Annotated in this window: 21 protein-coding genes and 1 pseudogene; 16 read left to right on the forward strand and 6 right to left on the reverse strand. The window is 36.0% G+C overall.

Annotation, left to right across the window (positions count from 1 at the left end; translation table 11 throughout):
* The 10 genes from L647_RS1000000125965 to L647_RS1000000125970 all read left to right on the forward strand — a co-directional run.
* Positions 1-1,853 (forward strand): hypothetical protein (locus L647_RS1000000125965; RefSeq protein ID WP_033024201.1); only part of this gene is annotated, 1,853 nt, incomplete at its 5' end.
* Positions 1,854-2,742: 889 nt separating this feature from the next.
* The gene (locus tag L647_RS0101715) at positions 2,743-4,254 is read left to right on the forward strand and encodes a hypothetical protein (RefSeq protein ID WP_024609664.1); all 1,512 of its coding nucleotides are present in this window, start codon (positions 2,743-2,745) and stop codon (positions 4,252-4,254) included.
* Positions 4,255-4,338: 84 nt separating this feature from the next.
* Positions 4,339-5,154 carry a hypothetical protein gene (locus L647_RS0101720; protein ID WP_024609665.1) on the forward strand — a complete coding sequence of 272 codons (816 nt, stop codon included), beginning with the start codon at positions 4,339-4,341 and terminating at the stop codon, positions 5,152-5,154.
* Between the two features lie 452 nt (positions 5,155-5,606).
* On the forward strand, positions 5,607-5,855 hold the full coding sequence (locus L647_RS0101725) for a hypothetical protein (protein WP_024609666.1): 249 nt from the start codon (positions 5,607-5,609) through the stop codon (positions 5,853-5,855).
* Positions 5,856-5,938: 83 nt separating this feature from the next.
* Positions 5,939-6,355: a DUF1493 family protein gene (locus L647_RS0101730; protein WP_024609667.1), complete on the forward strand. Its 417-nt coding sequence runs from the start codon at positions 5,939-5,941 to the stop codon at positions 6,353-6,355.
* Positions 6,356-6,391: 36 nt separating this feature from the next.
* A complete protein-coding gene (locus tag L647_RS0101735; RefSeq protein WP_024609668.1) occupies positions 6,392-6,793 on the forward strand; it encodes a hypothetical protein in 402 nt (133 codons plus the stop codon).
* A 62-nt stretch (positions 6,794-6,855) separates the two neighbouring features.
* The gene (locus L647_RS0101740) at positions 6,856-7,341 is read left to right on the forward strand and encodes an ankyrin repeat domain-containing protein (RefSeq protein WP_024609669.1); all 486 of its coding nucleotides are present in this window, start codon (positions 6,856-6,858) and stop codon (positions 7,339-7,341) included.
* A 132-nt stretch (positions 7,342-7,473) separates the two neighbouring features.
* On the forward strand, positions 7,474-7,998 hold the full coding sequence (locus L647_RS0101745) for a hypothetical protein (RefSeq protein ID WP_024609670.1): 525 nt from the start codon (positions 7,474-7,476) through the stop codon (positions 7,996-7,998).
* A 441-nt stretch (positions 7,999-8,439) separates the two neighbouring features.
* Entirely contained in the window at positions 8,440-8,823 is a 384-nt protein-coding gene (locus L647_RS0101750; protein ID WP_024609671.1) for a hypothetical protein, read from the forward strand.
* Between the two features lie 328 nt (positions 8,824-9,151).
* Positions 9,152-9,304, forward strand: a complete 153-nt coding sequence (locus L647_RS1000000125970; protein ID WP_158001057.1) for a hypothetical protein — start codon at positions 9,152-9,154, stop codon at positions 9,302-9,304.
* Positions 9,305-9,333: 29 nt separating this feature from the next.
* Here L647_RS1000000125970 and L647_RS0101760 read toward each other — a convergent pair whose 3' ends face one another.
* Positions 9,334-10,842 (reverse strand): MCP four helix bundle domain-containing protein, encoded by a 1,509-nt coding sequence (locus L647_RS0101760; RefSeq protein ID WP_139015417.1) that lies wholly within the window; start codon positions 10,840-10,842, stop codon positions 9,334-9,336.
* A gap of 510 nt (positions 10,843-11,352) precedes the next feature.
* Positions 11,353-11,718: a hypothetical protein gene (locus tag L647_RS0101770; RefSeq protein ID WP_024609673.1), complete on the reverse strand. Its 366-nt coding sequence runs from the start codon at positions 11,716-11,718 to the stop codon at positions 11,353-11,355.
* Positions 11,719-12,030: 312 nt separating this feature from the next.
* Here L647_RS0101770 and L647_RS0101775 point away from each other — a divergent pair, with 312 nt between their 5' ends.
* The 6 genes from L647_RS0101775 (at position 12,031) to L647_RS0101800 (ending at position 17,769) form a co-directional block, all read left to right on the forward strand.
* Positions 12,031-13,176 (forward strand): DNA cytosine methyltransferase, encoded by a 1,146-nt coding sequence (locus tag L647_RS0101775; protein ID WP_024609674.1) that lies wholly within the window; start codon positions 12,031-12,033, stop codon positions 13,174-13,176.
* 356 nt (positions 13,177-13,532) lie between these two features.
* Positions 13,533-13,817: a hypothetical protein gene (locus L647_RS0101780; protein WP_024609675.1), complete on the forward strand. Its 285-nt coding sequence runs from the start codon at positions 13,533-13,535 to the stop codon at positions 13,815-13,817.
* A gap of 413 nt (positions 13,818-14,230) precedes the next feature.
* Positions 14,231-15,970: a hypothetical protein gene (locus L647_RS0101785; RefSeq protein ID WP_024609676.1), complete on the forward strand. Its 1,740-nt coding sequence runs from the start codon at positions 14,231-14,233 to the stop codon at positions 15,968-15,970.
* 397 nt (positions 15,971-16,367) lie between these two features.
* The gene (locus L647_RS0101790; RefSeq protein WP_024609677.1) at positions 16,368-16,772 is read left to right on the forward strand and encodes a hypothetical protein; all 405 of its coding nucleotides are present in this window, start codon (positions 16,368-16,370) and stop codon (positions 16,770-16,772) included.
* Positions 16,773-16,876: 104 nt separating this feature from the next.
* Complete coding sequence (locus L647_RS0101795; RefSeq protein ID WP_024609678.1) at positions 16,877-17,179, forward strand: hypothetical protein; 303 nt, start codon at positions 16,877-16,879, stop codon at positions 17,177-17,179.
* Positions 17,180-17,457: 278 nt separating this feature from the next.
* Entirely contained in the window at positions 17,458-17,769 is a 312-nt protein-coding gene (locus L647_RS0101800) for a hypothetical protein (protein WP_024609679.1), read from the forward strand.
* 96 nt (positions 17,770-17,865) lie between these two features.
* Here L647_RS0101800 and L647_RS0101805 read toward each other — a convergent pair whose 3' ends face one another.
* The 4 genes and pseudogenes from L647_RS0101805 to L647_RS0101820 form a co-directional block, all read right to left on the reverse strand.
* Positions 17,866-19,149 carry an allantoate amidohydrolase gene (locus L647_RS0101805; protein ID WP_024609680.1) on the reverse strand — a complete coding sequence of 428 codons (1,284 nt, stop codon included), beginning with the start codon at positions 19,147-19,149 and terminating at the stop codon, positions 17,866-17,868.
* Positions 19,150-19,163: 14 nt separating this feature from the next.
* Positions 19,164-20,382, reverse strand: a pseudogene (locus tag L647_RS01000000123460) (alanine--glyoxylate aminotransferase family protein).
* A 3-nt stretch (positions 20,383-20,385) separates the two neighbouring features.
* Positions 20,386-21,210: a sulfite exporter TauE/SafE family protein gene (locus L647_RS0101815; RefSeq protein ID WP_024609681.1), complete on the reverse strand. Its 825-nt coding sequence runs from the start codon at positions 21,208-21,210 to the stop codon at positions 20,386-20,388.
* Positions 21,198-22,689: gamma-glutamyltransferase (locus L647_RS0101820; RefSeq protein WP_024609682.1), on the reverse strand; the 1,492-nt coding region annotated here is incomplete at its 5' end. The genes L647_RS0101820 and L647_RS0101815, both read right to left, overlap by 13 nt.

Here is a 22,689-nt window from a genome sequence, read left to right on the forward strand (position 1 = left end):
GCTTTGGTCCTTTTCTTATTCGAGATAAAAAGTGGGGGAAGCCAGCTCGGCTTCGTCGTTTCTTTGAGCGCTTTGAGATCGACATCGATATTGTTAAACAGCTTGAATTTTGTATTGATGAGAATAATACGGTCGAGTTTATACTTCCGGCCCGCCAACGGGGAGCCCTTGCCGTATCTATTGATGACTCCTTTAATGTTGTTAGTCATCGAGATTTAGACAAAATAGGTCAAACACAATACCACCTTGAGGAAACGGATGTACAAGTCACTTACGATGAATACTGTCGTGCAAACATAGATAAACGTCGCATTCCAAGCTTATTTGTAGCGCTATTGCTTATGGCTTACCCCTTTGTTGATAACACCTTAATTGCAGGCATTATTCTATTTTTAGTGTTTGTTATTTTTATTGGTTGGGTTTTACCTAGACCTTTTTATAAAACCGATTTTAGTAAAAAATTTAGAGTGAAGCTGACTGGTCGTTTGCGAGGGCAAGCTGGTAGTTACCGTTTAGGCCCTTATTATATAAATTTGAATAATTTTACGGCTCGTTTAAAGGATATGATCGGTGAAGCCAAAGAAATAACCATTGAGGGGCTTTTAGAGGAGGGGAGAGACGCAAAAGTAATTTCTGTATTGAGTTTAAACGGTAAATATTTCAACCATGCTGCTTATAGTAAAAAAGAAGAATTCAAAGGGAGTATTTTAGAACGAGAAGTTAATCGCAAGAAACGCTTCGCTTATCTTTTTTTATTTATGCTTTTCCCGTTTTTTTATACGTTGACGACCACTGACATGAGCAATAACCTCGATGATTTAGTCACTCAACTTTCTGTCCGCGAGCTGCAGCGAGAGTTTAATGGCTTAGAAGAATTTCGAAATTACCCGTTAGTAGTAAATCAAGAGGTTGTCGTTAATAACCTCAGTTTGCTTCCTAATATTGATAAGTTTCCAGGTCATAACACGTTAGTCCCCACGGGGTGGAAGCATGATATTGATCTAAGCCAAATCAACGAGAGAATAGCTTTGATTGGACAAATCCAATATACGAAAGAGTTATTTATGACCATTATCTCTTCAAAAACGAGTAATATGAGTCAAAGCCCTTATCGTTACTTTCGAGATGATCCTAACTATTCAAAACTTCAAAAAAAATCACTATTTGTTCATTACGCGACTTCTTTTCCAGAAAGTTACTATTTTAAGCTTTTATTGGAGATCTGTTACGTTGAAGCAAAGTATGAACTGGAATTTGGACAAAAGTATGTTTTGGATGAGAATAGCCAAATGTTAAGGGAATACCTAACTAAAAAATACAAATACAAGACGCTAATAGAGAAGCTTTCTAGCAATACGTTACTCAACGAAAAACAGAAAATTTTTAAAGGTTTTATTAATGAGCAAAAGAACGTGATTATTGATGAGCTTTTAAAACAAGGTGATGAGCAAGTTGCAAAGAGTAATGGTATTACATTTGGTCCTAATTACAGACGCCTAAATCCCTTTAAACCAACACTCTTAAGAGATGACTTTTACATTATTCGCCCTACAGATAAATATTCACAAAGTAATACGAAAAACTTTTATAGTTTAGCAGAGACTCTACCTGCTGTTTCTTCAGTTAAAAATATTTCTGAAACCTTGCTTGAGGTAGATGATTACTCAATCAATGGGATTATAAGTAAAATTAGCCGCGACGATAAAAAGCTCACTAAAGTTCATTTTTATCAGAACAAACATTACGGCAGCCTATTTCATAACGTCTTAGATATTATTCACTCAGGGGTGACCTACATACTATTTCTTCTGGGCTTATTTGCAGGAAGAGTACTTAAACTCGGTCAATATTAAATTGAAATAATAATCGATTTTGAGATCACCTACGCTTTTTCGATATCGCTTGTTATTTACATCCTTAAAATGCAAATTAGGATGACACCCATTATAATTTTTACTTAAATTATAATAATATAAGTAAGTTAAGTGAATTTTATAAAAATGAATCACGTAAAAAGCTGAGCTACATTGACAAGATAAAAGTAAAAATAGATAGCTCGATTTTCTCGAAAAAATATCACAAGTGCCGTTTAATGGCTTCTAATAAAGTGGTGTAAGTGGTGTCCTTCAATGTTAATTCAGAAAAACAACCTTAACATTTTGATATTATAATAATCTTACAAGGCAGTTAGTGCATGATCGGTTTGCTTTACCTCTTTATTTTCATTGTTGTCGTTTTAAAGATATTTTATGTTTACGTTAGCTTCTATAACATCATCAATGCAGACAAAATTGAACGTGCTCACTATTTAGAGTTTCTAGATGAAAAACTCAAAGAGATAGCCCCTGAACGTCTGTTAACGAAGGCTGAAGCTGCAGCTATGTCAGATTTTTATGGCNCAGCTTTAGTCCCTTTCTTATCCGAGATAAAAAGTGGGGAAAGCCAGCTCGGCTTCGCCGCTTCTTTGAGCGATTTGAAATTGACATCGATATTGTTAAACAGCTTAAATTTTGTATTGATGAGAATAATACTATTGAGTTTATACTTCCGGCCCGCCAGCGGGGAGCGCTTGCTGTTTCTATTGATGACTCTTTTAATATTATTAGCCATCGAGATTTAGACAAAATAGGTCAGACACAATATCATCTTGAAGAAACTGACATACAAGTCACTTACGATGAATACTGTCGTGCACACATAGATAAGCGACGCATTCCAAGCTTTTTAGTTGCGGGGTTACTCGTGGCTTACTTTTTTGTTAATAACGACCTAATTGCAGCGAGTATTCTACTTTTAGCGTTCACTATATTTATGTTCTGGATTTTCCCTAAACCTTTTTATAAAACCGATCTTAGTAAAAAATTTAGAGTGAAGTTGACCGGACGTTTGCGAGGACAAGGATTAAGCTATCATTTGGGTCCTTACTACATAAATTTTAAAAACTTTACGACTCCTTTAAGAGATCTAATTGGTGAAGATGTAGAGATAAGTATTGAAGGACTCTTAGACGAAAGTAAAGGCTCAGATGGAAAAGTTATTTCTGTATTAAGTTTAAACGGAAAGTATTTTGACGACCCTGCTTATAATAATGAAGAAGAACCTAAAGAGACCACTATAGAGCGGGTCGTTGATCATAATAAACGCTACACCTACCTTTTCTTATTTATGTTTTTTCCACTATTTTTCACATTGTACAACATAGACGTAACCGACAAAGTTGGCGATTTTGTAAATCAACTCTTTGTTCATAAACTACAGCGTGAGTTTAATAGCATAGAAGAATTTCGGAATTATCCGTTAGTAGAGAATCAAGAAGTTGCCGTCAATAACCTCAGCTTGCTCCCAAATATTGATAAGTTTCCAGACTATAACACGATAGTCCCAAAGGTATGGAAGCACGACATTGATCTAAGCCAAATTAATCAAAGAATCGCGATGATTGAACAGATCCAATATACACGAGAGCTGATTATGACCATCGTATCTTTAAAGACTAGAAGAATGCTGGAGAGCCCTTATCATTATTTTCGAGATGATCCTAACTATTCAAAAATTCAAAGAAAGTCACTCTTTATTCATTACGTTACTTCTTTTCCACAAAGTTACTATTTCAAACTTTTATTGGAGATCTGTTATCTTGAAGCAAAATATGAATTAAAACAAAAGTATGTTTTGGATGAAAATAGCCAAGCGTTAAAGGAGTACCTAACTAAAAAGTACAAATTAAAGACGCCAATAGAGGATTTTTCTAGCTATACGCTATTTAACGAAAAACAGAGAATTTTTAAAAGTTTTATTGATGAACAAAAGGACGTGATTACTGATGTACTTTTAAAACAAGGTGCTGAACAAGTTGCAAAGAGTAATGGTATTGCAGTTGGTCCTAACTACAGACGCCTAAATTCCTTCAAGCCAGAACTCTTAAGCAACGACTTTTACATTATTCAACCTACAGATAAATATTTACAAAGTAATACGAAAAACTCTTATCGCTTAGTAGAGACTTTACCTGCTGTTTCATCAGTTAAAAATATTTCTGAAACCTTGCTTGAGGTAGATGATTACTCAATCAATGGGATTATAACTAAAATTAACCGCGACGATAACAAGCTGACTAAAGTTCTTATTGATCAGAACAAACATTACGACAGCCTATTTCATAACGTCTTAGATATTATTCACGCATGGATGGTCTACATACTATTTATTCTAAGCTTATTGGTTGGAAGAGTATTTAGAGTCGGTCAATATTAAATTGAAATAATGATCGATTTCGAGATCACCTACGCTTTTTTCGAAATCGCCTGTTATTTACATCCTTAAAGTAAGGAACATAAAATGAGATTATCAATATTAGCCTGCCTGTTAACTTTTATTTCGTGTCAGGTAAATGCCACTACCTATACGGATAAAGAAAAGAATATAACAACCGTAGAAAACGTAAAATATAATAAAAAAGAGCTCAAATATAAATCAGGAGCGCTTAAACAGGTTCAATTTTTCAACCAAGGTAAACGTGCTGGGACTTGGTTAGAATACTATGAAAATGGCAACATTAAGAGCCAAAAAACATACGGGAAAGCATTTAGAGCTAGCCCAGCAAAGTATTGGGATGAGTCAGGTAAATTAAAGGAATCGGTCATTGTTTATAAAAGTAAACATGGCGACACCGTTAAATGGATCAATTACGATAAGAACGATATTGAACGAGAATATCATAAGTCTAGAGATGGTGGTTGGGTTAAATCACTTACCTATGCAGGCACAGAACGAGTTTTGATAGAAGAATATGAATCGGCTGGAAGTAAAGATACGAACCGACAATACATCGGTCGCTACTATTCTCGATTTGATAAACAAAGGTACTTAAATGAAACTGCTTATAAAGAGTGCTTTTATAAAAAAGGAGTACTTCATGGTCCTTATATTGAGGTAGACGAGCGAGGAGAAATTATTTTAAAAGGCAATTATAGTAATGGAAATAAAGTAGGCGAGTGGTTTGAACAAAGCCGCTACTATGAATATAAAAATCCTTATATTAGTTATCAAAATTATGATGCAAACGGTAAGCTCCATGACAAGCAGATTCGTCGCTATACAAAAAGTGGTAGAGAGGTTATTGAATATTATCGCCATGGTAAAAAAGAGCGGTAGTTTATTGAGAAGAAGCCTGATGGTAGTGTTAAAACCATAAAAGCTATAAAAATGGTCTACTCAACGGTGAGTCCTGTAAATAGTTCATGTAATATTTAAAAAGGCTTTTAAAGCAGTCTTATAAAAGCAGCTTAAAAAATGGTGGTTGACGTAAAAAATCGTAATTGCAACGAACAGGTTAATTAGACCCAATCTTTACACTTGTTCATAATATAGAAAAGCTGCAAAACACGATGTATTAAGAAGGGTAAGCCCTTTTAACTTGAATAAAACCACTTAAACACCAGCAATACCTTAAAAAATACTAATTAAAACAACAGCAAACTCTTTTTATATGCTGCTTAAACATATAGCAATTTATTGAATCAAAATAGGAACTCGGCTATGGTTTGTTTATCAATAAAAATAATAAAAAAACGAGTTAATCTAAAGGCTTGTTATATGAGCAAAATATGAAAGCATCGAATCATAAAATAGATAAGCGGCTCCTAAAGGTTATCGCTAGTCTTTTTGTAGTAGCATCAATACTAATGGCAATAATGGGTGATATGAGCTTATTGGGATGTGTAATAATCTATTTTGGTATATCAATATCTCAAAGATTTGGTTTTAAATATTTTCAAGGTTCCAAACGGACTCTTTTTATTATTATAGGTTGTATTGTTTCGATAAGTTTTGGTGGATTATTGGCTTGGGGTTAAAGTTATATAGCAGTTGGTTTTTATCCTTTGTCGCTAATTTTAACTCATTATTATTTTCCTCTTGGTGAGGTATTAGGTATACCGTGGTTACAATTGAGCAAATATTTAACCTAATAGAAAGTGAATGTGTAGTTGATAACGTTAAACTAGATCTAAACACTGATCTATTTAATGAGCTTGGTATTGAAGGTGATGATTTTTCTAAATTGATTGATAAGTATACTTTAAACTTTAGCGTAAATATGGATGGTTATCTTTGGTATTTCCATAGTAACGATGAAGGCGTAAATGCTTGGAGTTTTTTGTTTAAACCACCTAATAAGAAAGTTAATCGTATTGCGGTAACACCCAAAATATTATTAGACTGTGCAAATAGTAAAAAGTGGGAAGTAGTTTATCCAACCCATATCAAACCTAGAAAAAGACATGATCTAACTTATAGTAATCTTTTTTGGTTGGTTATTGTGCTTGGGATTTATTTAATAGCAAAGTATACCTAACAAAGCATTAAAAGGCGTTAGCAGTACTGGGGAAGTATGTTCAATTTAATCCGTAACAATGAACTTGAAGTACAACTTGATGTTACCGACGCTACAGACCGATTGCCATCCGTAGCGTTTGATATAATAGTGTCTTGGAATATGCCTTTTCAAAGCGTAAATCTCACGGTTAAAAAGTGCTGGGTTGAATGCAGTGTATGGGATAAATTTCATGACTCTATTTTGAAACTACAAGAACAAGAGTCAGGGATTATTACTCTAAATGATTTGAGTAACAATCCACTAATTTCATTTACTAAATCGGGTATAGAATTAGTTACTGAGATTCAATCTAAAGATAGTTTAGGTGTTGGGTCATTTACACTTAAAAGTACTAGTTGCTCAATAGAGTTATCTGAAATTTATAACAAAATGAAACAACTTGATAAGTGGTGGTAAGTACTACTAACAATAACTTCTAATCGCAATAAAGATAATGGCGTTATATCTCAGGAGAGGTCGTGTTTGAGTTCAGTAACCGAGATGTTGTTAAAGCAATTAACAAAGGGAATGCTATTTTTTTAGAAAGGTGTTTCTTAAATGGACTTTCTTTTGAAAATACAACCGAGACAGAGCAATGGAACCTACTTCATCAAGCTACGATATTTATAGGCAAAATAGCTGATGAACAGTTAATTAAGTTACTACTTTCAAAAGGGGTTAATGTAAATGCAGTTGATGTTTACGGCAACGCACCAATTCATTACGCCATAAGAAATAATGATTTTACTACTGTTAAGTTGTTTGCCCAAGCGGGTGCAAATTTAGATATTTATAATAGTGAGGGTATAAATCCACTACATCAATCATTATTACTAATTCCTGAGAGCGTGGATCTAATATCATTTCTTGTTAAAAGTGGTGCTTATATTAGTGAATCTGCCTTCGCTTTGTCGAATGCAATGGGAAATAAAAATGTAATAGATATTCTTGAGGGAAGGGCATAATAAGACAGCTTACAACGCTATATTTTTAGATGGCAGCAATTCTTCCTTATTGATGGTAAAGGGGAAATCTATTACGCGCCCAGCTCCAAGTAAAAACAATACTAATGTTGTCGGTATAGGGTTTAAATACTAATGAACAAGCAATCGGTTGTATCTATCGCACTTTTTATTTGTGTTTCAATGGTAGCATTTTTACTTATTGCTAGTGTGCAGGTGCCAATTTTTTTTGCAGGTGGTAGTGATGCCCTAGAAGTGATTGTCAAACCTTCTAATGTCTCTCAGTGGCTGGCGTTGGCGCTATTTTTGTTTTGTTGGTTATTATGTTTTGTGCTTCCTAAACTAAAACAAAAAGGTCATATTGGGTTAAAAATAGCATTAACATTTATAACCCTAAGTATTTTTTTTATGAGTGGTCATAACTTTCGCTATTCTGGTAAGCAGCATGCACTTATTGATAGCTGGTTTTTTATCCCTATGCAAACAGTGTTTATAAATCCCACTACGTATATAGAAAATAGCCACCTAGAAAAAACAATGTTTTCGGTCAACGCTTATAGTGGTGATACTAAATTGTTAAGCATTTGGCTTGGCCTACCACCGTGGCGATTCAATGAAAATAAAGTGTCGGGCGTTTTTCATGATTTGGGTTTTGAATAAGATATTACTTAAATAGTTAATTAATAAGGTGGTGAGTGCTAGATCTTCAGTAAAGGTATTATGTTTACAACCAGCCGAATATCACAGTAAAAAGTACTGTTCTTTTTTGAAGTATTTAGCTGATCTTACAGGGTCAAGCTAAAGTGAATACGCAATGGTAAATGTACTACCTTGTTCATAATATAGAAAAGTTGCAAAACACGATGTACTAAAGAAGGGTAGATCCTTTTAATCTCAATAAAAGCCGCTAAAAAATTAGTAGTTCTTTCCAAAAAGCTTATTAAAACAACAGCAAACTCTTTTTACATTCTGCTTAAACATATAGCAATTTATTGAACCAAAATAGGAACTCGGCTATGGTTTGTTTACTAATAAAAAGCAAATAATGAATAAATTAAAAACGAGTTTATCTACAGCTCATTACGTTTTACAAGGATTTATGTGTTTAGACCAAACCCGCATGATTTAACAAGAGAAGTTTCAAGTAATGCCAGAGTATTTATTGGTATTTTATGTTTGCTTTTTTCTGGTAGTATTTTTTTCATGACTTACGTTGGCGATGATGAAGCATTATTTATTCTAAGTATTGTTGTTGCTTTTCCGCTTTTGTTGGTTTCATTGTCATTATTATTTGGTAAAGCGAGTAAAGGAAAAGGCTTATTTTCTAGTTATTCTTTATACTTTATTTCAATCGTAATACTTTTAAGCAGCACTATTGCATTCCTAAATGGCAGTAATGCATCAGGTATTGTATTTGTAATCGGTTTAGGTTGTTTTTATCTAGCCAAAAAACGTGGTAAAAGTAACAAGAAGTTGAGACCGTAGAATTGCTTTTTTAAGGGAAACAGCCTGCTTTATGGTTTTAGAATGTATTGCCTAATGCTTTAAAAACGCTTAGCGTTGATTCTATAAACTCTTTTTTTAGTTAAGTTTGGCTGTTGAAATTATTTTACAGCCTTAATAGGTGCATTGTGGATATTAGTGATAATTCCCAACTGAGATTAGACGTTATTTACCCAATGGTTTTAAAGATGAAGTTGGAGTTTGGTTTGTTTTACCACTCAACGATATTGATCCCGATAGGTGCGGTGTAATTACTCTAAATAAGTGGCTTAGGGAGCAAGAGTGGTATCCAGCTAAATTTGAAAGTATATTGTGGTTTGGGGATGACAGTGTTGGCAATTTACTGGGTTGGGTAGCTGAAAAATCATCAGCTATTTTATGGAATCCTGCTGATGGTTGTGAATATTGGTATAGTGGAGAAATAGCTGCAGTATGGGCATTTATTCGCAATAATTATGAGTAAACTGCACCTTAAAAACCAACCGAGCTGGACTAAAAGCAATTTGCTAGGTTTTGCTTTGTTTCATATTTTAGCAAAAAATTATTAGCCTCTTTTGCGCTGAGTGCATTTTCACTTGTTTGTACTGATAATTGTTCTAAGGCAGCAGCAATTGTTTGTAAGTTGTCTTTTTGTTGGTTTGCACCATCGGCAAGGGCGTGACTAAAATTAGATACTTGTGAACTACCTGCCGCAATTTGATCCCCTGCGCTTTGAATGTTAGCTAATATAGAATTTAGGTTTTTAACCATATCCTGTAATGCTTGCCCTAAAATATCTTTATCTGATGCTAATGTGACTTTTGCAGAGAGATCGCCATCAGCAATTTTACGAGCTAGTCCGGCTTTGCTTTGTAAACTTTTAACCATTTCACGAACAGCCGCATATAGGCTTGTATCTAATTCATTATTATTTGGTAAATCTGTTGCTAGATCTCCTTTTGATACTCGTCTAACAATATTTGTTACAACCGCTGGGTCACCACCTAAGCTAGCAAGGGTTGAGCGTGTAATAAACACAGCAATAAAAATACCGAATAAAATAGCAATAACGGCAATCACTTCAACTAATATCACAGCTGTAGCATTACTTTGTTGTAATTTTGGACCTAAAGTATCTTGAGCTTCTTTTATTGATAATTTAAGCTCTTCTGTCATTTTTGCAATGATTGGCCCAATACGATTTAATGTTTGGTTAATAATATTATTACGGTTGTATATCTCGTTCACTACATCGTCAAAAGCTTGTTGGTATACCGTACTGTTTTCAATTGTTTTTTCCAGCTGTGCTCTGCGTTCAGGGTTTTTTAACTCACTATTCAATATGCTTAATGTGGCTTTCATATCAGCAAATTCTTTTACTACACGTTCCGCATCACTTTGCATATTAGAGGCTAAAAATTTTAACGCATATACACGTGCTAACAATAAATTTCGTGTTGCTAAAGAGGCGTTATAAGCCGCCGAAATATCCCCATCATTTTTTGCCGAAATAAGCATTTTCGTCAAATTTTCTTCAATTAAAGCTCCCTTTACGTTTAATACGTCGTTAACCAATTTATTTCGTTCTTTTTTCAAAGTAACAACTTTCTCAAAAGCAAGATTGTATTGATTTAGTAAAACATCAACTTGTTTAATCTTTTTCGATTGCTCTGGATTTTTAATTAAAGTGGTAGCCTCAGTAATGAATTGTTCCGTTTTGCTAAAATAGGAGTCAAAACTTTGTTTATCTTTTTCGTCAGAAGAAGCAATAAAGTCTTTCATACTCATACGTACCATCAACATATTTGCTTGCACTCGTCCGACCGCATTAGCAGCCCGTGCTAAAGATCTATAATCACCAAAGCCGCTAGAAGCTGAGGTTAGAGCAACGTAACTTGTGATACTAACTGAAGCTAATAGGATCAAAACAAATGAAAACCCTAAATATAATTTTTTTGAAAAACTGAGCATTACTAAAATCCTTACTTCAGCGAAATGATGAGGCGGTATATAGGAGTGCATTGTAATTAAAAAAATTAAAATATGTAATGCTTTAATATTATTTTTTGTTGGTGAAAAACGAGTCTAATTTCAACCAATACTAATTTAAACTGCATTCATAATTAGCATCATGCGTGGGCTGTTTGTTACCTGCTTATTATTTGCTAATTACAGAAACTATTGAACCAAAAGAGGGGCTCGGCTATGGTTTATTTCTTAATAAAAATAAATTAAAGATGGGTTAATTTTAGGCTCGTTATAACGTAGGTGTTATGAACCAACTATCTTCATATTTTAAAGCTTATCGTATAGTAGGTAAGAGAATAAATATGTCTTTATATTTTAGTTTAGCCTGCGCAATACCAGATAAATCATTAATCATCGAATCAATTTTGAAGATAGCGAGCTCGATAAAATAAACGATTATTATGTTCCTTATGTGTACGAACTTTTTTACGATGATTGCCGTGTTTAAAATCAAAGAAGGTACGCTCTTTGATTTTTACTAAGCTAAAGGTTATGTATCTAAATTCAGATTTTTTGAACCCATAATACTGATCCATATATGATGATAACCATTACACCTACACACAATAAAATAAAGGCTCTACTTAGCCAAACTATCCATGGCTTGCTGTGTTTTAGCTCTGTATTATTTTCACGTTTATTTTTGTGAAATAATAAAATAGTGATTAAAAATAACCCTAAAGGTAATAGTGTGTAAAAAATGGAATATGGAGAATGTAATTGATAACTAAAGTTAATAATTAATAGTTGTACTTGAGCGAACTCTATTTCAGCTGCTCTGGATAGTTCAATCAACTCTGGAACATAAAAATAAACCCACCCATAAAAAAAGACTAAGAAGATAGTCAATAAACTAAATAAAAATTTCATCTTTGTTCTCCGTTAAAATAGTAAAGTATGTCTATTTTTTCCTTTGTATTATGTGGGTAACAATACATGGCGTTTTAAACTAACAATAATCTTAATACTTAAAGGTTTTAAAAGTATCATAACCGTCTTTAAAGCCGATATTTATTTTACAGGTAACCTCTGGATAATGCCCTCTGAAAAAAAATAGAAGCCAAACGTAGAGGGTTATTTATTGTAAATACAGTGGAATATTATTTTAAAGTCTACTTTTACATATTTCATGGCAAGGCAAATGTTATTATTTAGCTTTGAATAAAACAGTTTAAGGTTTATATGAATTCTATTGAGCTTTTTTCAGGTGGCGGGGGATTAGCGCTTGGTTTGGTTAAAAGTGGCTTTCATCATAAAGCGATCGTTGAGCTAAATAAAAACGCTTGCAAAACAATTCGAGCAAATAGTGTATTTGATTTTGGAAGACATTTGTATGAAGGCAGTGTCGTAAATTTTGATTATAAGAAAGTGACCGGCGGTATTGATTTAATAGCTGGAGGTCCACCTTGCCAGCCTTTCTCCTTGGGTGGTAAAGCTAAAGGAAATGAAGACTCCAGAGATATGTTTCCTCAAGCAATCAGAGCAATTCGTGAAAAAAGACCAAAAGCTTTTATATTTGAAAATGTTAAGGGGCTGATGAGAAAGTCATTTTCTGCTTATTTAGAGTATATTACTTTACAGCTTCAATATCCTTCGGTTACAAAAAATATCAATGAGCCTTGGGAAAAGCACAAGTCTAGATTAGAGCGCCATAACGCGCACACTGACCACCCTCTCGAATATAAAGTAACCTGCAAACTTGTTAATGCAGCTGATTATGGTGTTCCTCAAAAACGAGAACGTCTCTTTTTTATTGGCTTTCGCTCAGACATTGACCCTGATTGGACCTTTCCTAAACCTACCCACTCAGAAGAATCTTTAATTTGGGATAAATGGATTTCGGGTGATTATTGGACACGGCATAACTTACCTATCCAAATAGCAGCAGGTAAAATGTTAAAAAAGGTGGATAATATTCGAAAAAAATATCATTTATTAAAACCACAAAGCCTACCTTGGGTAACAGTACGCGATGCTTTATATGATTTACCAGATTGCGAACATAAAGATGCGAGTAACTATAATCAGCATGTTTTTAAAAGTGGGGCTAAAATTTACCCTGGTCATACCGGAAGCTATATAGATGAGCCATCAAAAGCACTTAAAGCAGGGGCGCATGGAGTGCCTGGTGGAGAGAATATGATTCGTTATGAGGATGGTAGTGTTAGATATTATACTGTTCGCGAAAGTGCAAGAATTCAGGCTTTTCCAGATGATTATATTTTTGAAGGCTCGTGGGGAGAAGTCATGAGGCAGCTAGGTAATGCCGTTCCAGCTAAACTTGCAGAACAAATAGGTTTGTCTGTATTTGCAGCGTTAGAACGTTAAAATATTGGTACATACAGGCTTAATATAACTGCTTAATAAGCCTCACGTATAACCTAAAAAATGGGCAAATCTTGCCTCAATCAGAATTAAAGTTTTAACCATTCAAAGTTATCGCCATCGAATAAACTATAAACTATGCTTTCGCTCTACAGGGGTTTATAAGCCGTTTTATACTAATGAAATGGCTATTAGCTCTTCTAGAAATCAATTAAAATACGACTAAACCCGTTTTTATATTCTGTGTGAAATACAGTAAACGATTGAACCAAAATAGAAATCCGGCTATGTTTTGTTTATCAATAAGCACAAATAAAAAGCGGGTTAATATACTTACTCGCTATGTTGCGAGGAGAGTTATGAGTACAATTCATAATTGGGCGTTGATATCAGTTGAGTTACTAGCAGCATATACACTTTTACCATCTAGTATCATAGAGTCGGATTTTGGTTATTGCGAAGAGGATTTTTTAGAGTATTTATCTGTAAATGAATTACGTCTGGCTATGGAGGAGTTGGACGGTGTAATGGTAAACAATATTAGCCCTGGAGTTAAATTTTGGAAGCACATGTTAAAAGCTGCAAGCTTAATGAAATGCACAGAGCATTATAAAAAATATGAGCGGTATAAAGTAACAACATAAAAAATCGACAATGGCTAAAATTAACAAATTACATCTCCGCTCACTTTTGTCTGTTATTTAACCATAGCTAAAATTAGGATAGTATTAATTCTAATTATTATTGTTGCTTGTAAAAATGCCATACGTTTTCAGTAAATGGAGTTTTAAGATGAAAAAAGAGTTTCAGTTCAACAGCTAAAGGGCATGATACTAACGTTGTTAACTCATGAATTCGACATTTCATTTTTAATCAGAACGACAGTGGTTTCATCAAATGGAACACAGAAAATATATATACCCCGATGACAACCCTGAATAACAATATACCTTGATATGAATATTAACAAGTTAGAAAATAACGAGTATATTCATCTTAATATTATCTCATTGAGCATAATTTCAGTAGTAATATTATCTTTAATGGAAATTAAACTATGCACTTTTATAAACCAAGGCAGATTGGTGACAAGCATGTAATTAAAGTTGCTCAAGCATTAAATGAATATTTACAAGGAGAATTAATGCCTGATAAAAGTTCAATTAGTGGCGCGACAGCATTATATATTATTGATAAGCAGCCTACATTTGAATCCGTAATTAGCAAGTTTGAATATGAAAGACCAGATCAACACTCAGATTTAACTTTAGTTAAACCTGGAGGCGAAACTGTATTAGTTAACTTATACAAAATAAAAAATAATCAACTAATACAGCCTAAAAATTTAGGGGCGAAAAGTTTTATTGAAAAATACTTTGGCTCTTTAGATTTACAAACTGAATTTAATAAAGATTTTGAGGATGTTTATCGTGATTACTTAGAAGGTATTATTACCACTGTGGGTGTACAACCTGATCCTTTAATGTCGATTCGTGATTTAAAGAAAATTGTACGATGTAACTACTCAAAATTCGAAAAAAACATAGACAAATATCGGTCGCGGTTACTTTATGAATTAAGAGAGAAATGCTTTTTTTTATTTTTAAAAGAGTACAACAGTAATAGCGGCTCAATTGAGAGTGCTTTTAATACTTTATTTATGACTGACTCATTTAATGTAGTCACACGATACCGAGATGACGAGCTGCTCAGAGTAGAAGAATTTTTAGTTAAAATTGGTAGCATCAAAAAGGTCAGTATATCAAAAGTCGGGATGAATTCTCTTGGTATTAGCTCTGATAAAATAACACTGCTACTTCGCTTTAAGTTTGAAAGTAACCCTACAAGTTCAATCAAGCTGGCGACCAGCTTTGCAAAATCCTCAGATAAAGACACTACAGTTTCGGAGAATAGAAATTCAATTTCACTTTTTAAAAATGCTATCTCTAACAGGATGCTCATTGACATTAAATCCCGTGATAGCAATGCCATTGGAAAATGTGCTGAAGCCATTTTTTATTTCCAGTTTCTCAGTGATAATGATGCTATAAGGCAAGTTGATAAAAATAATTTCATTAATATGTTTAATACATATGCGGAAAATGTCCCGAATAAAGATCTAGATGATATTCTTTTATCGGTGGTACAAGCTACTAAAGAATTAGCTAATTTTATCATCGATAAGTATGGGTCACACACTATCGAATCAATAGAGCTAGTTCCTGAAAACTATTTAAAAAACCGATTAGATACCGCTGATTTAGAGCTTTTGCTTAATGTGTCTGGAAAATATGTTACTGAGCCTATTTCGCTTAAAGCTATGGCTAAAAATACGGGAGAAATTAACTGTAAAAATCCGGGGATTGGTAAAATAATGAGTTCAACTTATTTTAATCTCGATCAGAGGCATCTTTCCTCACTTGTTAATGAGGCAAAAAAAGATTTTAAAGATAATAAATTAGATCATCGAGAAGCTTTAGAATTCATCTCAGATAAAATTGCTTATCAACTTGTTAATGCACCACAAAGTAATTTAGTAAAAGGGCTTAAAGCAATGCTAGGTGAGGCGTTAGTTATCGTTTTGTTTTATAACAGAAATCAATCTCTGATATTTGAGCACGACGAGCATATTTCAAATGTAACTGTTCATAGGAATACACCGAGTTTGATTCAAAATGGTCTGTCGTGGAGAAATGAAGATCATTTGGTAAGTATGAGAGTAAAATTTTCAAAAGGGCAAAGTTATGGGTGGAGCTCTTTAAAATTAGCCTGCTCATATAGTATAAGAGTGTGTTGACTTTTTAGTAGCTCGTCAGGGTCAGGCTTTTCTTTTTGCCATTTGTGATTATTGTATTGCTTATTTTATTGGAATATCAAGGCAGAGCATTGCATTATTACTTAACTGAATTTGAATAATTAAAATAACCGTGAGGCATTATTGAGTATTGCGATGTTGGTTTTTTTCTCTTTGGATCGTTTTACCTGCATTAATTTCGGGATAGATAACTTAAAAAATCACACCTTATTGGAGCTGCGCATTATTAGTATTGTGCTAAATTCAAGTTTTAATATTTATAATCGTAGCTCTAACGTAAAATATAAGAAGCACTTTAAACTAAGCCGTAGAGAGTGCCACAAATTATGACAAACCACTTTTAGGCTTAATACACCCCGTTAATTGCTAAGGAAAGCTTATGAAGACATTGTTTACTATAATTTTTGTATTAGTGTTTTTTGTCCCTGGTTTATTTTTAATATATGGGTCTATTTTTAGTATAATATTGCTGTTTATAGGTGACTACACTCGATTTTTTGGTATTGTTTTTAGTGTTGTTACAGGAGGGCTTGGTTTTTTTTCAGCGGCTCAGTTATTAAATAATTCCCTTGAGAAGAGTGCAAAAACAATGAAACCTTTATGGTTAAAATGGGGCTTGTTTTTTGGGTTGTCTTCTATTGTTTTTACATTAGTTAATTCACCAGACACTCCTAATGTTTTAATTTCTGTCTTGCTAATTCTTCCTATACCTTTTGTTTTAGTTTTAATGTATTTAAACAGACTCTATCTTTGGCAAGGGGCTAGCAAAAAACGTAATGGCTAAGTAGCTGATTATTTACTCGCTGATTTTAGCTTGTTACTCGCAATTATAGCCATTCATTAGTGCTTGGCAAAGTGTTATATGTTTTCAATAAATGGAGTTTTAATATGAGAAAAGAGTTTCAGTTCAAAGTTAAAGGGCACGATATTAACGTTGTTAACTCATGGATTAGAGGGATAAAGCTGTATGTTAATGGTGATATTCGTGATCAAAACGCCAGTTTTTTTGCAAATCGTAAAATAGCGCTTTTATCTGCCAGTATTGGCGATATTGGCATTTTAGAAATCTATCCAGTTTCAACGTTAATTTCTGTAGAAATAGATGCATATTTAATTATAAATAACGCAAAGCAGTATGTTTACAGCTCACATAAACGTTTAAGTTTAGCTGAACAAAGAACCGCACAATAAACGTAACGTAAGCTGTTTAAGAATGCGCATATACGGTTGACTGCTTCGTTTATCAGCACACTAGCAAACTTAATTTAGCTTGTAGTAATGATTTATTTTGAAAAAATCTCTTATGTTTAATTTAAAGTTTATTAAAAATGAATGATGATAGTGAGCTAGCGATGACTTTGTATAAAAAAGTATTTTTTGTGATTTACCTATCACTTGTATTTACGTCTTGTATTTTTGATTGTACTCAAGGTAATTAGTTGATTACTACATAGGGAGAAGTTAGCAGGATGCGAATCATTAAAATTTTAGTATGGCTTAATCTTATATCGTTTATATTAATGCCATTATTTCGTTATTGCTTTTATAACTCTATGTATTTAGAGCCCAATGAGCCTTATGGTATTGCAGATGTGATTGAGCTGTTTTTAGGCTTTTGGTTCATGTTTGTAATTTTTATATCAGTAATTATATCGCTTTACTTAATGGTAAAAAAACACCCTAACAGGAAAAAACAAAGCGGGTTTTTAATCATGTTTTGTTTAGCGCTAGTAATGTTAGCTGACCCTTTGAGAAGCCTAGCTGCTCGCTTAGCGATATAATTGTTTATGTATGTATTTAAAATAAGTGCCTTTATTTTAAATACATACAACCAAGTACCTCATCAATAAAGTTTATAGCTATTCCCTTGCTTAAAATTACTCAAACCCTTTTACATAAAGTACGAGCGCGCTGTACATTACACTGAGTGCCTTTGTTACATCGCGGTCTATAACCGCTTCTGCTGGGTGATGGCTTATACCGCCTGGGCTGCGTATAAATAACATGCCAACGGGGCAAATAGGAGCGATTGCCATTGCATCGTGCCCAGCGCCTGAGGCAAGTGAAGGCGATGCTTGGTTATTGAGTTTGCATGCATTGGTGAATAAATGTTGAATAGTGGTGTCGCACGCAACGGCATCAGCGGCATGCGTCCATTGCCAATCGAGTGTTAAATTGCGTTTGCTTGCTATAGATTGAGCGCTGCTTTGTATGGCGCTTAGTAAATTAGCGAGATCGGTGTCGCTTTGTGCACGTGCGTCTAGGCTTATGGTTGTTTTACCTGCAATCACGTTTGTTGCACCGGGGCGAGATTGTATTTGCCCTACGGTTGCAACTTCGCCATTTTTAGCATTGTTTGCTAGTTTTTCAATTTCGGTTACTAATTCGGCGCAGCCTGCTAACGAATCCTGACGTAAGTTCATAGGCGTAGTGCCTGCATGACCGCTTTGGCCTGTTAGGGTAAGCATGGCGCGCTTTGCCCCTGCAATGGCCGTTACAACGCCTAACGCCTGATTTACCGATTCGAGTACCGGACCTTGCTCTATATGAGTTTCCCAGTAAGCTAGTAATTCGCTTTTATTTAGTGCGGTTTTTGCGTAGTCGTTGGGATTTAAGCCAAAGTCGAGCATGGCTTGGCGCATAGTTATGCCGTTTGTGTCTTCAATGTTTAGCCACTGTGGGTCAAATTCGTTAGCGAGGGCTTTTGAGCCAATTAAAGTTGTGGCAAAGCGGGTGCCTTCTTCATCGCAAAAGCCCACTACATCTAAATGAAAGGGCAGGTCGAGCTTAAGCTTATTTGCAAGTGCTGCAATTTCTATCCCTAGTAGTACACCTAAAACACCATCAAACGCACCTGCATTTGGAACTGTGTCGAGGTGTGATCCTATAATTAAACGTTTAGCATGTGGGTTTGATGATTTTAGTCGCCCCCAAAGGTTGCCCACTTCGTCTTGCCACGATTGCATGCCTGCCTCAACCATCCATGATGCAGTAACGGCGTTACACTCTTTGTGCTCTTTTGATAAGTACACGCGGTGAATACCACCTTGCATTTGCGATAGTGTGCTGAGGGTTTTACAGCGAGATAAAGCGCGTGTTGCGTATTCATCAGCAAGTTCTTTGTTTAACAAAGGCTTTAAAAGGGGGCTTACAATCGTCATGCTAAATCCTTTTTTTATTTATAGTGAGCGAGGGCGGCAATGGCGGNTTTGTAGCCATTGGCATGCAAGCAAGCGTCTAGGCTGGCAAGTGTTTGTAGTACGGTATCTTTTCGGGCGTTGTAGCCCATAGTGCCAATACGCCAAATTTTGCCATGAAGTGGTCCAAACGAGGTGCCAATTTCTATTCCAAAATCGGTTAGCATTTGTCCGCGTACGTGATCGGCATTAATGCCCTCGGGTATATAAACACCCAGTACGTTGTTCATTTTATGCGTTAAATCGCCAAATACATTTAAGCCCAGTGCTTGAATGCCCGTTAGCATGGCATCGCCATGTAATTTGTGGCGCGCTACGCAGTTATCTACGCCTTCTTCAATTACTATGCGGGCGCATTCTGAGGCGCAATACAGCATGCTGGTGGCTTCGGTATGATGATTTAGGCGCTCCTCTCCCCAGTAATTCATGATCATACCTAAATCAAAATAGTTAGAGCGCACAAAGGGCTCTGTGCCGTCGATATGATCGGCTGTGCGAATACCAGCTTCTACCTTTTTACGTTTTTGGATCCACTCAGCGCATTTGTCGCTTAGTGTTAATGGCGCTGACCCAGAAGGACCGCCTAAACACTTTTGTAGGCCAACAGAAAGTGCATCGAGTTTCCACTCATCGGCAGGNAGGAAGTTCGTTACCCACAATAGATGCGGTGGCATCGCAATAAAATAGTACATCGTGCTTTTGGCAAATATCGCCAATATGCTCAAGAGGTTGGTTCATGGTGGTGGATGTATCGCCTTGTACCATGGCAAGTACATGGGGTTTTACATCAACAATGGCTTTTTCGATTTGTTCGGGGGTAAATACTTCGCCCCACGGTACTTCTATTGTGTGTACCTTTGCGCCAACGCGTTCTGCTATTTCAGCCAGTAAATGCCCAAAGCGCCCCATAATTGGCACTAGTACTTTATCGCCTGGGCGTAAAATTGAGCATAATACGGCTTCGATCCCTGCGCGCGATGTGCCATCTATTAGCATGGTCCATTCGTTTTTAGTTTTAAAAATTTCGCGGTAACGCGCCATGGTTTCGTTCATAAAACCGGTCATTACTGGGTCGTATTGACCTATAAGTTGCGCCGACATAGCACGTAAAACACGAGGATCTGCATTAATAGGACCTGGTCCCATTAATAAACGCTGTGGTGGGTTTAAGGTTTGAACTTGCGTGTTATTAAACATATTTTAGGCTCCCAGAGTCTGAATGAGCATGCGAATGCCGGTTATCATTAAGACAACGGCAAAAGCGCGTTTTAGTTGTTTTTGATCCAGCTTGCTACCAATTTTTACGCCAATAGGCGCAAATAAAATAGTCAGCGGAATAATAAGAAAAAAGGCAGGGAGGTTAACCAACCCCCATGTACCTAGGGGAGCATCGGTTGGTGTTGTGCCAATACTTAATAAGGTAATAACACCCGGTAGTGCAATCAATAAACCAAAAACGGCCGCAGTACCTACTGCAACATGGGCGCGTACATTAAATGCGTTTAGCATAGGTACGCCAATAGTACCGCCGCCTATGCCAATCATTACCGACAAACCACCTACAATACTTGCCATAACGCCTTGACCAAATTTACCTGGCAGTTGTTTTACAAGCGCGGGTGCGCCGGCTCTAAATAACATATTAAGGCTTACCAAAATGGCAATGCAGGCAAACATGAGCACTAATGCGTTACCGCGAACGGAATGAGCAATAATACTACCGACTACCGCCATAACTAATATAAACGGTGCCCAGTATTTTATTAGTGCAAGGTCAATATTCCCTTTGCTATGATGCGAGCGAATAGATGAAAGCGAGGTAGGTACTATAGTGGCAAGTGATGTGGCGGTTGCTATCATCATTGCCGACTCTGGGCTTACGCCAAAACCTTGTAGCAGGAAGTACAGTACAGGCACGATAACAATACCGCCGCCTACGCCAAATAGTCCTGCTAAAATACCAGCAAAAATACCGGTTGCTATTAAGGCCACTACTATTGGCCATTGGTTAATTATTTCTGACATTGTGTTCCTGCTGTAGTTACTGTTGCACGTCCATTTGAACGAGGATCTGTTGCAGCTTCAAGGCTTGTAGGTGTATCTAAAATAGCCCCAGCGTGCCCCATCATCTCGTTATTATTATCAACGCTTACCCAATCGTGGTCACGTTGATTTAATTCATGTTCTATATGAGACGCTAAACTTTCTTCAATTTTTAAATTTGTACTTGTATCGCCCCATGTTCTTCCAAGTAACCACCGAGGGTCGCTAATTGCTTGGTTTATTGACTTATTTCGCCATGCATAACCTGTAAAAACAGCGGCTTGGGTTTGTGGTTGCCCTTCTCCGCCCATTGTTCCGTAAGCAAGGCGACGACCATCGCTAAACTTTGCCATTGCTGGGTTAAGTGTATGAGCCGGCTTTTTATTTGGCGTAAGGGCGTTAATATTGTTACTCGCATCAATATCTTCATTGCTTAAACTAAAGCTTAAACCTCGGTTATTCCACACAAAACCGCCTTCGCTCATTAATATTCCGCTGCCAAACTCCCAATAAATACTTTGGATAAAACTTACTAATTGCCCGTTTTTATCTTTTGCTGCCATCCACACTGTATCGCCAGGCTCTGCGTTAAATGGCCATTTTTTGGCTTTACTCATATCAATATTGTTAGCAAGTTCACTTAAGCGATCATCAGTTAGTGCGTTTTTATAATCATCCCTTAATACTTCAGGATCAGCCCAAAGGGTAGGGCGATGCGTAAAGCTTTGTTTAGTTGCCTCAACAATTAAGTGCGTCCAGTCGGCATCGGTTTTAGCTAAATGCTTTAACTTATTTACGGCACCAATTATTTGTAGTGAATGCACGCCCTGTGTTGGCGCGGGTAAGTTGTAGCAATCAATACCTGATAAGTTAGCATTTAGCGCAGTAACTACCTCAGCTTTTGTATTTGCAATATCACCTGCGGTGATTGAGCTGCCTGCTTTTGCTAAGTCGGCGGCAAATGAGTTAGCAAGTGCGCCTTCATAAAATGCGTTTAAACCATGTTTTGCTAGGTATTCAAACGTTGCAGCAAGTTTAGGGTTTTTAAAATGTTGACCTGCTTGTAAGGGCTTGCCATTGGGTATGTAGAGGTTTTTAAACGCGTTATTAGTATTGTTAGCAGCGGCTAGCTTTTCGCAGCCTGCTTGCAAGCTTTTTGTAACGGTAAAGCCCTCGCGAGCAAGCTCAATAGCGGGTGCTAAAATGTTTAACAGTGGTAGTGCTGCGTGCTCATCTAGTTCAAGCGCTTTTTGCCAACCGCGTATTGTACCCGCTTGAGTTAGTGCGCTTAATCCGCCGCGCTCTGGTATTTGCGTGAGCGTGTTATAGGCCGTTGTATTAGTTGCTGCGCGGCCGCAGGCGTCAATAGCAGTGGGCGTTTTTTGGTTTGGGTTATCGATAAGCCAAAAGCTGTCGCCACCAATTGAGTTCATATGTGGATACACAACGCTAATCGCAGCT

Source organism: Pseudoalteromonas sp. TB64 (genome assembly GCF_000498095.1).
Lineage (GTDB): Bacteria > Pseudomonadota > Gammaproteobacteria > Enterobacterales > Alteromonadaceae > Pseudoalteromonas.

Coding starts and splice junctions, on each gene's coding strand:
- L647_RS0101720 (WP_024609665.1), top strand. CDS start 4,339: ATGAGATTATCAATATTAGCCTGCCTGTTAACTTTTATTTCGTGTCAG.
- L647_RS0101725 (WP_024609666.1), top strand. CDS start 5,607: ATGAAAGCATCGAATCATAAAATAGATAAGCGGCTCCTAAAGGTTATC.
- L647_RS0101735 (WP_024609668.1), top strand. CDS start 6,392: ATGTTCAATTTAATCCGTAACAATGAACTTGAAGTACAACTTGATGTT.
- L647_RS0101745 (WP_024609670.1), top strand. CDS start 7,474: ATGAACAAGCAATCGGTTGTATCTATCGCACTTTTTATTTGTGTTTCA.
- L647_RS0101760 (WP_139015417.1), bottom strand. CDS start 10,842: ATGCACTCCTATATACCGCCTCATCATTTCGCTGAAGTAAGGATTTTA.
- L647_RS0101770 (WP_024609673.1), bottom strand. CDS start 11,718: ATGAAATTTTTATTTAGTTTATTGACTATCTTCTTAGTCTTTTTTTAT.
- L647_RS0101775 (WP_024609674.1), top strand. CDS start 12,031: ATGAATTCTATTGAGCTTTTTTCAGGTGGCGGGGGATTAGCGCTTGGT.
- L647_RS0101780 (WP_024609675.1), top strand. CDS start 13,533: ATGAGTACAATTCATAATTGGGCGTTGATATCAGTTGAGTTACTAGCA.
- L647_RS0101785 (WP_024609676.1), top strand. CDS start 14,231: ATGCACTTTTATAAACCAAGGCAGATTGGTGACAAGCATGTAATTAAA.
- L647_RS0101790 (WP_024609677.1), top strand. CDS start 16,368: ATGAAGACATTGTTTACTATAATTTTTGTATTAGTGTTTTTTGTCCCT.
- L647_RS0101795 (WP_024609678.1), top strand. CDS start 16,877: ATGAGAAAAGAGTTTCAGTTCAAAGTTAAAGGGCACGATATTAACGTT.
- L647_RS0101800 (WP_024609679.1), top strand. CDS start 17,458: ATGCGAATCATTAAAATTTTAGTATGGCTTAATCTTATATCGTTTATA.
- L647_RS0101805 (WP_024609680.1), bottom strand. CDS start 19,149: ATGACGATTGTAAGCCCCCTTTTAAAGCCTTTGTTAAACAAAGAACTT.
- L647_RS0101815 (WP_024609681.1), bottom strand. CDS start 21,210: ATGTCAGAAATAATTAACCAATGGCCAATAGTAGTGGCCTTAATAGCA.